Below are 12,755 nucleotides of genomic sequence, written 5' to 3'. Positions count from 1 at the left end.
AGACAGGTGGCTCGGGCCAGTTCGCGAAGGTGCTCATCTCCATCGAGCCGTTCACCGGCGAGGACGGTACCACCTACGAGTTCGAGAACAAGGTCACCGGTGGCCGCATCCCGCGTGAGTACATCCCGTCGGTGGATGCGGGTGCGCAGGACGCCATGCAGTACGGCGTGCTGGCCGGCTACCCGCTGGTGAACCTGAAGGTCACGCTGCTCGACGGTGCCTACCACGAGGTTGACTCCTCAGAAATGGCATTCAAGGTCGCTGGCTCTCAGGCGCTGAAAAAGGCTGCGGGACAAGCGCAGCCGGTGATCCTGGAGCCGATCATGGCCGTCGAGGTCACCACGCCCGAGGACTACATGGGTGAAGTGATCGGCGACCTGAACTCCCGCCGTGGTCAGATCCAGGCCATGGAGGAGCGTGCGGGTGCACGCGTCGTCAAGGCGCATGTGCCGCTGTCGGAGATGTTCGGCTACGTCGGAGACCTCAGGTCGAAGACCCAGGGCCGGGCGAACTACTCCATGGTGTTCGACTCGTATGCCGAGGTTCCGGCGAACGTGTCGAAGGAGATCATCGCGAAGGCGACGGGTCAGTGAGAATCAGTGGGCGCTGCGCAGCAGCGGAACACGGCTCGGAGCTGATCCGGAGGCGAGCAATGAGCTGCGCGAAGGCAACCGGGCAATAGCCCCGGTTGCTTTGCGGGAACAAACAACTGCAAAGATCAACACTGCTTTACAACAAGCACCAACACAGTCCAGGAGGACAACACAGTGGCGAAGGCGAAGTTCGAGCGGACGAAGCCGCACGTCAACATCGGGACCATTGGTCACGTTGACCACGGCAAGACGACGCTGACCGCAGCAATCACAAAGGTTCTGCACGACAAGTACCCCGATTTGAACGAGTCGCGCGCATTCGACCAGATCGACAATGCGCCTGAAGAGCGTCAGCGCGGCATCACGATCAACATCTCCCACGTGGAGTATCAGACCGAGAAGCGTCACTACGCGCACGTCGACGCCCCTGGTCACGCCGACTACATCAAGAACATGATCACCGGCGCCGCCCAGATGGACGGTGCGATCCTGGTGGTCGCCGCGACCGACGGCCCGATGCCGCAGACCCGCGAGCACGTGCTGCTGGCCCGCCAGGTGGGCGTGCCCTACATCCTGGTCGCCCTTAACAAGGCCGACGCGGTGGATGACGAGGAGCTCATCGAGCTCGTCGAGATGGAGGTCCGCGAGCTGCTGGCTGCCCAGGAGTTCGACGAGGATGCCCCGGTCGTGCGCGTCTCGGCGCTCAAAGCGCTCGAGGGCGACGAGAAGTGGGTCGAGTCGATCGTCGAGCTGATGGCCGCCGTCGACGAGTCGATCCCGGATCCGGTCCGCGAGACCGACAAGCCGTTCCTGATGCCCGTCGAGGACGTCTTCACGATCACCGGCCGCGGCACCGTGGTCACCGGTCGTGTGGAGCGTGGCGTGGTCAATGTGAACGAGGAAGTCGAGATCGTCGGCATCCGCCCGGAGACCACCAAGACCACGGTCACCGGCGTCGAGATGTTCCGCAAGCTGCTCGATCAGGGCCAGGCCGGTGACAACGTCGGTCTGCTGCTGCGTGGCATCAAGCGTGAGGATGTGGAGCGCGGCCAGGTCGTCGTGAAGCCCGGCACCACCACGCCGCACACCGAGTTCGAGGGCCAGGTCTACATCCTGTCCAAGGACGAGGGCGGCCGGCACACGCCGTTCTTCAACAACTACCGTCCGCAGTTCTACTTCCGCACCACCGACGTGACCGGTGTAGTGACGCTGCCGGAAGGCACCGAGATGGTTATGCCCGGTGACAACACCGACATCTCGGTCAAGCTGATCCAGCCCGTCGCCATGGACGAGGGCCTTCGCTTCGCGATTCGCGAGGGCGGCCGTACCGTCGGCGCCGGCCGGGTCATCAAGATCATCAAGTGATCTGACCTAGTAGTACCGCGAAGCGGCGCTCGCCTTCGGGTGGGCGCCGCTTTCGTGTCTGTAACGCATGCGACTCCTGGGGCGATGAATATCGCAACGGCCCTGGTCGGGGGCCGAGAAGGGTTGGGGTCGCGTGTTACGACGCCTTGGTGTGCTCGCCGGCGCCGCCGCTCTGGCCGGTGCCGCATTCGTTGGTCTGCCAGCCGGTATCGCATCAGCGGACCCCGGTTGCCCCGATGTCCACTGGATCGGGGCTGCAGGATCAGGCGAGCGCGAAGGCGCCGATCTGACCGCGTATAGCGGGATGGGCCGTGTTATCTACCGATCCCTCGGCGACCTGTCAGCGCAACTACAGCGCGACGGCCGCACCATAACCGCCGAGGCGGTCGAGTACCCGGCAGTGCCGGTGCCTGGTGATGACGCCGGGGTCGGGGGGTGGCTCGATTTCATGGGCAGCGTGGACACCGGTGCCGCGGCGCTGGGCACGCAGTATGAGGCGTTCGCTCAGCGCTGCCCGACGACCAAGGTGGTGTTGGCGGGTTACTCACAAGGTGCGATGGTGGTGCACCGCAACCTGCGAGCCCTCGCCGAGAGCCCCAACGTGGCTGCGGCACTGTTGATCGCCGACGGCGACCGGCTACCCGTCGACAATGTGATCAGCATGGGGTCGGCCACGGCGGTGCCCGGCAAGCGCTTGGGCGTCGCGCAGGACTGGCCCATCTTGGCGCATGCTCCGGCCAAGCTGCCGCTGTCCATCGGAAGCCGCACGATCAGCGTGTGCGATTACGGCGACGCGGTCTGCGACTACGACCCCGACGCCGAAGAGGTGACGCCGGCCGCGGTTGCCGTCCACACGAGCTACGCCGTCAGCACGAGCAGCGGGTATCCCTGGACGACGCCGCTGTACCAACTTCTCGGGCCGGCACCGTCGGCAAGTCAGGTCTCGTTGGCCGCCGGCAACTGATCACGCGAAATCCCTTGCCGCGCAATCATTAACACCACTGCTCCTGCAGGCAACAGCAGCGCCGCCATCACCGCCAGAACGATGTTGATGGCGCCTGCGCCCGACATCCCCGCGTCCCGCAGCATCTCGAGGACGGTTCCCGACACGGCCACGCCGACACCGGCGAGCGTCACCAGCGCTGTCAGCGTGACGCCCGCTGCTTCTCCGGCCCGCTCTGGGCGCACGACCGCCTGCGTGGCCACCGTGGTGAACGCGTAGACCAATCCCAACGTGAACCCGCACGCCGTGAGCGCGACCAGGTAGACGGCCCAAAAGCTCGACGCCGCAAGGGCCGCCAGCGACAACGCGGCGGCCACACTCATCACACCCATCACGAGCACCGGTGGCCGGCTTGCGGCCAGCCGACCGGAAAGTACCCCGCCGAAAGCGGCGCCGATCGACGGCCCGAGAAAAACCAGGCCGGCCGTCAGCGGGTCCAGCTCGCGTACTTGCTGCAGGTACACCGTAGACAGGAAGATCGCCACGACGTAGGCGATGTTGGCGATTGTGCCTGCGATTACCAGGACCGTGAACTTCGGATTCCTCGCGAGCGACAAATCGACCAGTGGCCAGCGCACCTTCTTTTCGACGACGACGAACGCGGCCAACGCGAGCGCAGCGGCTGCGAACGCGGCCAGTGTCCAGCTCGAGAGCCATCCCCATCGCGGCGCGCGGTCGAATGCCAACGTGAACAAGCCGATTCCAACCACGATGAGGGCCAGCCCGGTGACGTCGATGCGACGCGGCACCGTGTCGTCGAACGATTCGGTGACGCTCCATGCTCCGATCGCCAGCGCGACGAGCGTCAATGGCACATTCAGCCAGAAGATCCACCGCCAGCCGACCGTCTCGGTGAGCAACCCACCGATCAGCGGACCCGCGGCGTTTCCCAATCCGGCTATGCCGTAGGCCAACCCGATCGCGTGGCCGGCGCGTCCCGCCGCAAAGGCGTTTGTCAGCACACTCACAGAAACCGGAAAGATCAGCGCCGCACCGATTCCCTGCAGTACCCGGGAGGCGATGACCAGGCTTGCCGACGGCGCCACCGCACACAGCACGGACGCCAGCCCGAATAACGCGATCCCCGCCAGCAGCGCTCGACGACGCCCGAAGATGTCGCCGATGCGGCCCGCCGGCACCATGAAAGCGCCGAGTGCGAGCATATAGACGCTGATCACCCACTGCAGGTCCGTCGGGGTGCTGTGCAGATCGGACGCCATCCGCGGCAATGCGAGATTCATCGCGAAATAGTCGATCTGCACGCAGAACAGCGCCGTGGCGACGGCCACCAGGATCCACCGCAAACGCACAGGTTCGGCGCGCGAGGTCACCGCCCGACGATACGACTCGCAACCGGCCGTTTGGCGCTAATCTGACACGCGACACGGGCAAACGACAGGAGCTTGCAGATGTTGGCGCGTTACATCAAGTCTCAGATATGGGTGCTGGTCTGCGGCGGCCTCGTCGGTCCGATCTTCTTGGTGGTGTACTTCGCACTCGGACAGATGAGCTTGATGAAGTGGATGTTCTGGGTGGGCCTGTTGATTACGGCCGCCGATGTCCTGATCGCGCTGGCGCTGGCGAACTTCAACGCGAAATCGGACGCCAAGACTCAAGCGCTGGAGGCGAGCGGTGTGCTGGCGCTGGCACAGGTCGTCGGCATCCAAGAGACCGGCACCCGGATCAACGAGCAACCGCTGGTCAAGCTCGACCTTCAAATCTCGGGTCCAGGCCTTGCGCCGTTCGCCTCGCAGGACCGGGTCATCGCATCGATCACGCGACTGCCGATGATTACCAGCCGTAAGCTCGTCGCTCTTGTCGATCCCGCTACCAACCAATACCAAATCGATTGGGAGCGTAGCGCGTTGGTCAGTGGCATGATGCCAGCCAACTTCACCATCGCCGAAGACAACAAGACCTACGATCTCACCGGGCAGACCGGGCCGCTGATGGAAATCCTGGCCATCCTCAAGGCAAACGGGATCGGGTTGAACAACATGATCGACCTGCGATCCAACCCCGCCGCCCGCCAACAAGTGCAGGCCGTCGTTCGGCGCGCGGTAGCGCAACAGGCACCTGCCGCGCCGGCAGCCGCGGCCCCCGCGCCGGCCGCCGCCGCACCTGCCGCGCCGTCGTACGCGGCGCCGGAGCCGTCGACCGCCCAACGGCTGCAAGAGCTGGAGACCTTGCGCGCAACGGGCGCCATCTCGGAGCAGGAGTACGCCACGAAACGTCAGCAGATCCTCTCGGATCTGTAGTCAATACTGGCGAATCGTCAACGCTGCTCATGCGATGTCGCATACGCTCTTTGCGTCTGCAAGTGAACATATGCCATGACAACAACGGAGTCGCAGCCTGAAAAGGTAACCGACAAGGTCAGCCTTCCAACGCTGACCGCGATGGTCGTCGGCTCGATGATCGGCTCAGGCGTCTTCCTGCTGCCTCGGCGGTTCGGCGCCGAAACGGGTGTTCTGGGCGCAATCATCGCGTGGACCATCGCCGGTACCGGAATGCTGATGCTCGCGTTCGTTTTTCAACGACTAGCGACTCGTAAACCCCAACTCGATGCCGGCATCTTCGCCTATGCGAAAGCAGGCTTCGGCGACTACGTCGGATTCAATTCTGCGATCGGGTATTGGGCGTCGGCCTGCGCGGGCAATACCTCCTACTGGGTGCTCATCACGGCGACACTCAGCGCCGTGGTCCCCGCGTTCGGCGCCGGCGACACCGTACTGGCCGTGGTCGTGTCCGCGATCTGTGTATGGGCATTCGTCTTTCTCGTTCTGCGTGGTGTCAAAGATGCTGCCGTCATCAACTACATCGTCACCGTCGCCAAGGTCCTGCCGATCCTCGTCTTCATCGTGATCGCGGCCATCGCCTTCAAGGCCGACGTCTTTACGGCCAACTTCTGGGGGGCGGAGAAGTACTCGTTGTCGTCACTGTGGGACCAAGCCACAGGCACCATGCTGATCACTGTATTCGTCTTCCTTGGCATCGAAGGTGCGAGTGTCTACTCGCGGATGGCGCGCAAACGTGAGGACGTCGGGCGCGCGACCGTCATCGGATTCCTCAGCGTGCTCAGCGTTTTCGCGCTCGTGACCCTTGTGTCCTACGGTGTCATGCCGCAGGGCGAACTGGCCACCGTCAGCCAGCCATCAATGGCGGCTGTGCTGGAATCCGTCGTCGGGCATTGGGGATCCATCTTCATCCGGGTAGGCGTGATCGTGTCGGTGCTCGGCGCATATCTGGCATGGACACTGATGGCCGCCGAGATCCTATACATCCCGGCGACCACCGACGACATGCCGAAGTTCCTGGCGCGCACTAACAGTCATGGCGCGCCCAGGCCGGCATTGATCATGGCCGCAGGGCTCATCTCGCTGCTGCTGGTCGCGTTGCTGTTTGCCGCGGATGCGCTTGATTTCATGCTCGACCTGACCGCCGCGTTGTCACTGATTCCGTATCTGCTCGCGGCGGCCTACGCGCTGAAGCTCACCGCAACGCGCGAGACGTACGGCGACGGACAGCCGCGGACCAAGGACATGGTCATCGCCGCGGTCGCGACGGCGTACACGGTATTCCTGATCTATGCGGCAGGAGTCGACAAACTTCTGCTGTCCTGCATCTTGTACGCGCCGGCCGCGACGCTCTACGTCAAGGCGCGGCGAGAACGCGGGTTGCAGATATTCAGGCCCGCCGAGGCGGTGCTCTTCGGCTTGATCGTCCTCGGCGCCGTCGCAGGTGTGGTGTCCTTGGCAACTGGGGCGATCGAAATCTAACGGCCCCACTTCGCGAGAGGAACTGACGTGACCAATCCGTCCGCCGCCTTTGGTGTTCACTCCGAGGTCGGCAAGCTGCGCAAGGTGCTGGTTTGTTCCCCTGGTCTTGCCCACGAGCGGCTCACCCCCAGCAACTGCGACGACCTGTTGTTCGACGACGTGTTGTGGGTGCAGAACGCCCGTCGCGATCACTTCGACTTCATCGACAAGATGCGCGAACGCGATGTAGAGGTGGTCGAGCTGCACGAGGTGCTCACCGAGACCATGGGCATACCCGAAGCGAAAGCTTGGCTGCTGGACCGCAAGATCGTGCCGAACGAGGTCGGTCTGGGCCTTGTCGACGACACTCGCGGTTACCTGGACTCATTGCAGCCGAGGCGCCTCGCCGAGCTGCTGATCGGTGGCATGTCGACCCGCGACCTGCCCAAGGAGCTGGAGTCGGGCTACCGCGCGCTGGTGCGCGAAAGTACGGGTGTCACAGAGTATTTGATGCCACCGCTGCCCAACACGCTTTACACCCGCGACACCACTTGCTGGATTTATCGGGGTGTCACGCTCAACCCGCTGTTCTGGCCTGCGCGGCACGACGAGACTCTGCTGATGAAGGCCATCTACGAATTCCACCCCGACTTCGTGGGCTCACGGGTGTGGTGGGGAGATCCCGAAAAGCACTGGGGGCTAGCCACAATCGAGGGTGGCGACGTGTTGGTGCCCGGGCAAGGGGTCGTCATCATCGGGATGAGCGAGCGCACCTCGAGGCAGGCCATCACCCAGGTGGCGGCGACCCTGTTCGCCGAGGGGGCAGCTACCGAGGTGATCGTCGCGGGCATGCCGAAGCTGCGGGCGGCGATGCACCTGGACACGATCTTCACGTTCGCCGATCGCGACGTGGTGACCATCTACCCCGACATCGTCGACGCCATGCAAACTTTCGTGCTGCGTCCCAGCGACGTCGATCCCGGTGTGGAGGTGGAAGAGGCCGCCAAGCCGTTTGTCGAAGTCGTGGCCGCCTCGCTCGGCGTGGGCAAGTTGAGGGTGGTGGAGACCGGCGGCACCGCCTACGACTCCGAGCGGCAGCAATGGGACAGCGGAAACAACCTCGTCGCCGTCGAACCCGGGGTGGTGTTCGCCTACGACCGCAACACCCACACCAACACCTTGCTGCGCCGGGCCGGCATCGAGGTGATCACCATCGTCGGCGCCGAGCTGGGCCGCGGCCGCGGCGGAGGCCATTGCATGACCTGTCCGCTGATCCGCGACCCCCTGGAGTGAGGGGCGTGATCCCGGACCACCCCGGGCGCTAGAACACGTTCTAGTTCGGCTGTTAGCCTGGTCCGCAGCACCACGAAAGGAGCAGCGGTGACGGCATCTGGCGGACCCCTGGAAGGTCGAGTGGCATTCATCACCGGGGCCGCGCGCGGTCAAGGGCGGGCTCATGCGATCCGGTTGGCGAGCGAGGGCGCCGACATCATCGCCATCGACGTCTGCCGCCCGATCTCGGAGACGATCACCTATCCGCTCGCGACGCCGGACGAACTTGCCGAGACGGTGCGGGCGGTCGAAGCCACCGGTCGCAAGGTGCTGGCGCGCGAGGTGGACGTCCGCGATCTCGCCGCGCTGCAACAGGTGGTCGCCGACGGCGTCGAACAATTCGGCCGGCTCGACATCCTCGTCGCCAACGCCGGTGTGCTGAGCTGGGGCCGTATCTGGGAGCTGTCGGAAGAGCAGTGGGACACCGTCATCGACGTGAATCTCAACGGCACGTGGCGCACGGTCCGCGCGGTGGTGCCGGCGATGATCGAGGCGGGCAACGGCGGCTCGATCATCATCGTCAGTTCATCCGCCGGTTTGAAGGCAACGCCCGGCAACGCGCACTATGCGGCCTCCAAACACGGCCTCGTCGCGCTGACCAACTCACTTGCCATCGAAGCCGGCGAATTCGGGATCCGCGTCAACTCCATCCACCCGTACTCGATTGAGACGCCGATGGTGGAGAAGGAGGCGATGATGGCCATCTTCGCCAAGTATCCGGGCTACCTGCACAGCTTCGCTCCGATGCCGTATCGCCCCGTCAATCACGACGGCAAGAAGGGGCTTCAGGAATTCATGACGGCCGAAGAGGTTTCCGACGTCGTGGCCTGGCTGGCCGGCGACGGGTCGGCGACGATATCGGGCAGTCAGATCGCGGTCGACCGCGGCACGATGAAGTACTAGTTCGACATCGCACGTCGGCGCTGCGAGATTCGAGTACTCAACTACTCGCGCGGTCACCACTGCGACGATGCGACCATCGGCTTTACCGAGGTCAGCATCGACTTACGAGGTGAACTGATGGCTATATCCGCGAACGTCCGGGCCTGACGTGGCCACCGTGCTGGGGCCGGGGCTCGACAACAACCCGGAACTCGTCAAGATGCTCAAGACGAAGCTACGCGCCAACTTTCGGTCGTATGCGGGACATCTCGACCCGAACGACGGTGACTACGGAGACGATCTCGTCGCGGCTGTCGCGGAATTTCAGCGCCGCGCCGGCCTGGTCGTCGACCGGCCGGGTTGGGCCGGTCCCAAGACCCTCGCTCGGTTAGGTCTGAACTTCGACCCGCCACCGAGGGACAAGCCGTTCTACTACTGTGCGGCCGGCACGATGGGCACCCCGTTTCAGGGTCCGCCGTTCGACGTCGGCTGGGCGCTCGAACAGGAAGGCAGGGTCCGCAACCAGCCGATCGGTTATCCAGCCGGCGGGTTCTTCGGCCCACCCGGCCCGAATATGTCCTACAACGAGTCGGTCGCACTCGGGGTGGCCGAGGGTATGCGACTGATCAACATGAACCCCGGCAAGTTCATCCTCAGCGGTTATAGCCAAGGTGCTGAGGTCATCGTCCGTATCTTGTGGCTGATGGCGCCGGGCGGCCCGCTTGCCCACCGCGCCTCAGATTGCTTGCGCGTCATCAACTTCGGGTCCCCGTGCCGCATCGACGGCCCGACGCTGTTGGGTAGCGATCCACCGGGGAAAGGTATCTCGGGGGTATGGCGCCCCGACGGTTTCGCCGACAGAGTATGGGATTTCGTCGCCACGGGTGGGGACGTCCCCGACATGTATGCGTGCACCGACTGGGATCAGACAGAGCTGAACTCGTTCTACGGTCTATTCACCAAGGCGGAGACGGAGTTGCCGTTCATTGTCGCCGTCATGCAATGGGCACAGCAGGGACTTGTGCCAAACATGAACATGTTCAAACTCATCAACACCGGCGTTGTGGCGGCGCGGTTCTTTCAGACCAATCCGCATATCCACTACGGCGACTGGCCGCAGTTCAACGGACTCACGGCCATCGACCGCGCCAAGCAGCTGGTTCGCGACGTCGCCTAAGTCAGACGTTGATGTCGTCCCGGCCGCGGCGCCGTCGCGGGGCCGCCGTGTCCTTGATCGTCGCGTTGAACTGCATCGCCCGATAGGGCCATCCCGTCGCGGTGTTCCATTGCGACACGACCAAACCCATTCCACCGGAAATATCCAACCGCGAACCGGGAAGGACGTAGCCGCCGTACAACTGCGCGACGCGGCTGTGAGCATGATCCTCGGCATCCCAGCCGCAGCCGGTCACCGGCATCTGAATCGGCGTCACATGCAAGTTCGCGGTCGGAAAGTCAACGACTCGATATCCCAATGCGTATTGCGATGAAAGAAAGCCGCCGAGGATCCACTTGCCCTTCCCGAGCCGACGTAGGCACAGTTCTCCCCACGTCTCACCGTCAGGCGTGATCGGTGTCGGCTCGTTGCCCCACGCCCATCGGGTGTCTGCGAATCCCCAGCCTTCGTACTCGTCGATGTCGCCGATGTCCTCAGGACGAACGCGTTTGAGAATGATGCCTCTGTCACGCTTGAAACCCGTTGAGACCACGTAGACCCATTCGTGGTCCGGGTCGTAGTCCCACGACCAGCACTGCGCGTAGCCGCCATGCAGGTCCGCCGGGAACTTGGCCGCCTCGCCCATGTGTCTCCATGAGACGCCGTTGTCATCGGATTTCCAGATTTCCGTCCACGCCACATTGGGGAAACCGCGATTGACCATGGCGTGCAGGTAAATCGAGTCTTCCACCCGCAACAGATCGGACGGCAGCACGGTGCTTATGCCGCCGCGTGTCCAATGTGTGCTCGCGTCGTCATGGGTGTAATCCCACAGTTGCCGTGCCCAGTTCGGGTCACCTCCGCCGGCACGCTCATAGGTGATGCGATTGTGCGCATCGCCGGTGCCAATCAGGATGACCGGCGAACGCCATTCGCCCTGGCCAACTTTCGGTCCCGAGAAGGTATCTCCGAACACCGACACCAGCTTTCCGTTGGGCGCCAGTATCGACGCGCCGAGGTCGGTGGCCGTCACTCCCCACCGGTCCGTGATGCCTGGACCCGTGATGTCGGCCAGTTTTCCGTCCGTCGCTACAGAGCGAGATCCGCCGGCGCGCAGCCAGCGATACAGCGTCGAGCGGCTGACCGTGCTGTCGGCCGCAACCTTGCTGACCGACTCACCCGACTGCAACCTGTCAAGCAGACGCTCGCGCAGCTCCGCTGGATACGGTCGGTCAGCCATGACCGTTGCCCGCCGCGGCGACGGCGGCAGATTTGGTCGCGCGCCGCGGCTTTCGCGTCGGAACGGCGCCATAGGGAGCCTTCGAGACGATGAACTCGGCCCGCTTCCTCGCCCCTGGGTCGGCGCTACTTTCCGCGCAGCGCTGCACGATCGCCAGTGCGTCAGGCGATCCGAGTAGGGCTTCGCGCTCGATGTACGCCTCGTGAGCCATCCCGTCGATATTGCGCAGGATGCCCAGATAGTTGTCGACCGGTTGGTCGTTGTCCCGGTAGATCGAACGGCTGGAAACCTTCTCCGTCAGCAGGCGGTGCACCTTGGCAAGCAGCGACCGATCGCCGTCGGTGAACACGTCCGGCCCTTGAGTGGGGATTTCGACGGGCGTCACCGCTTCCTGCTTCTTCTTTTTCGCCTTTGCGCTTCCGTTGACGCCCCACGCCGCCAGCCACGTGGTCTGCGGCATCTTGCTCTGGTTGATGTCGCTCGGCCCGAACGGTGCGGTGTCCTCGGATTCCGAATACTGATGACCGAAAAGTGTGATGCCGGCGGGGTATGTGGGCGTCACATCGGGTCCGTTGTAATTCGGGACGATCATCTTCAATCCACGTGGGATGTTTCGCCACAGTCCCGCATTGGCCACGAAGTTCAGGTATCCCGACGCTGCCTGCGGATTGTTGAAGTACTGCTGTCCCTTCTGGATGAAATCATTTGCGCCCGCGGACTGGTCGCCACTGATGTGCCACCGCTCGCCACCGTCCTCGACGTCGAGCATGAACGCCAGCTCTCCGAATACGCCTCCGCTCTGCTCGATCGCCTGCCTGAACGTGCCGAAGTTGTCGTGGCCGGGTACCCAGAAGTGGTACGCAATGATCTTCTTGAGCTTTCCGCTTGCCACCATCGCCTTCGCGCGCTTCATGTTCTCTGCGAACTTCTCGTCGATCTGATCGGCGATCGACGCACGGAAGCAGACCTGTGCGTACGGGTAGGCGTCGGAGATGCATGTGCTCTGATACTGGGAATAGTCGCCCCACTTGGTGATTGGCGGTTCCGGGTCCGCAATCTGCGAGGCGTCCCAACCCTCCGGAAGGCGCCAGCCCTCCCGGATGACCGCATCCCACTCACCGAGGTAGACACCCCCGTAGCCGAACGACGGGTTAGACGCCCAGTTCTTCTCGAGTTGCATGGTGGTGGCCGCCTTGGGCGTCACCCCGTCGTTCCACTTCTTCGTCACCGCAATGCCCAGTGTGCTCTGCCAGCGGCCGAGTCCGTCCTTCCATGACTGCATGTCCTCTTCGAACTCGCACGAAATGGACTCAGTCGGACCGTCCAACGGTCCGTAGTAATAGCCGGGCGGCAGTGGGAACGCATTGGGATCAGGCGGCGCGTAGATACCCAGATAGCCGCTCCTGAGGTCGTTGGCCAGTTCGAC

The 12,755-nt window shown here is 63.7% G+C and carries 10 protein-coding genes and 1 pseudogene; 8 read left to right on the top strand and 3 right to left on the bottom strand.

Annotated elements, in window-relative coordinates; all coding sequences use genetic code 11:
• From fusA to VJV41_RS14480, 3 genes and pseudogenes are all read left to right on the top strand, one after another.
• Nucleotides 1–593 (top strand): annotated as a pseudogene (gene fusA, locus VJV41_RS14490) (elongation factor G); the annotation flags it as partial.
• Between the two features lie 174 nt (nt 594–767).
• A complete protein-coding gene (tuf, locus tag VJV41_RS14485) occupies nt 768–1,958 on the top strand; it encodes an elongation factor Tu (RefSeq protein ID WP_325334826.1) in 1,191 nt (396 codons plus the stop codon).
• A 133-nt stretch (nt 1,959–2,091) separates the two neighbouring features.
• The gene (locus VJV41_RS14480; RefSeq protein ID WP_325334824.1) at nt 2,092–2,922 is read left to right on the top strand and encodes a cutinase family protein; all 831 of its coding nucleotides are present in this window, start codon (nt 2,092–2,094) and stop codon (nt 2,920–2,922) included.
• Here the strand turns inward: VJV41_RS14480 and VJV41_RS14475 are convergent.
• Nucleotides 2,895–4,292, bottom strand: a complete 1,398-nt coding sequence (locus VJV41_RS14475) for an MFS transporter (RefSeq protein WP_325334822.1) — start codon at nt 4,290–4,292, stop codon at nt 2,895–2,897. The two genes, VJV41_RS14480 and VJV41_RS14475, sit on opposite strands and share 28 nt — an antisense overlap.
• Before the next feature lie 78 nt (nt 4,293–4,370).
• Here VJV41_RS14475 and VJV41_RS14470 point away from each other — a divergent pair, with 78 nt between their 5' ends.
• From VJV41_RS14470 to VJV41_RS14450, 5 genes are all read left to right on the top strand, one after another.
• A complete protein-coding gene (locus tag VJV41_RS14470; RefSeq protein WP_325334820.1) occupies nt 4,371–5,219 on the top strand; it encodes an SHOCT domain-containing protein in 849 nt (282 codons plus the stop codon).
• A gap of 75 nt (nt 5,220–5,294) precedes the next feature.
• Nucleotides 5,295–6,740, top strand: coding sequence for a basic amino acid/polyamine antiporter (locus VJV41_RS14465; protein WP_325334818.1), 1,446 nt, complete (start codon nt 5,295–5,297; stop codon nt 6,738–6,740).
• Nucleotides 6,741–6,767: 27 nt separating this feature from the next.
• Nucleotides 6,768–8,012, top strand: coding sequence for an arginine deiminase (locus tag VJV41_RS14460; protein ID WP_325334817.1), 1,245 nt, complete (start codon nt 6,768–6,770; stop codon nt 8,010–8,012).
• 87 nt (nt 8,013–8,099) lie between these two features.
• Nucleotides 8,100–8,954 carry a mycofactocin-coupled SDR family oxidoreductase gene (locus VJV41_RS14455; RefSeq protein ID WP_325334815.1) on the top strand — a complete coding sequence of 285 codons (855 nt, stop codon included), beginning with the start codon at nt 8,100–8,102 and terminating at the stop codon, nt 8,952–8,954.
• 148 nt (nt 8,955–9,102) lie between these two features.
• A complete protein-coding gene (locus tag VJV41_RS14450; RefSeq protein ID WP_325334813.1) occupies nt 9,103–10,110 on the top strand; it encodes a peptidoglycan-binding protein in 1,008 nt (335 codons plus the stop codon).
• A 1-nt stretch (nt 10,111) separates the two neighbouring features.
• Here the strand turns inward: VJV41_RS14450 and VJV41_RS14445 are convergent, their stop codons facing one another.
• Together VJV41_RS14445 and VJV41_RS14440 are read right to left on the bottom strand one after the other, a co-directional pair.
• Nucleotides 10,112–11,329 (bottom strand): DUF4185 domain-containing protein, encoded by a 1,218-nt coding sequence (locus VJV41_RS14445; protein ID WP_325334811.1) that lies wholly within the window; start codon nt 11,327–11,329, stop codon nt 10,112–10,114.
• On the bottom strand, nt 11,322–12,755 hold a 1,434-nt coding region (locus VJV41_RS14440), incomplete at its 5' end, for a hypothetical protein (protein WP_325334809.1). The genes VJV41_RS14445 and VJV41_RS14440, both read right to left, overlap by 8 nt.

The sequence above is a fragment of the Mycobacterium sp. genome, assembly GCF_035274705.1.
Taxonomy (GTDB): domain Bacteria; phylum Actinomycetota; class Actinomycetes; order Mycobacteriales; family Mycobacteriaceae; genus Mycobacterium.
Note: the sequence above shows the minus strand (reverse complement) of the source record. Positions and strands in the feature narration are given on the sequence as shown.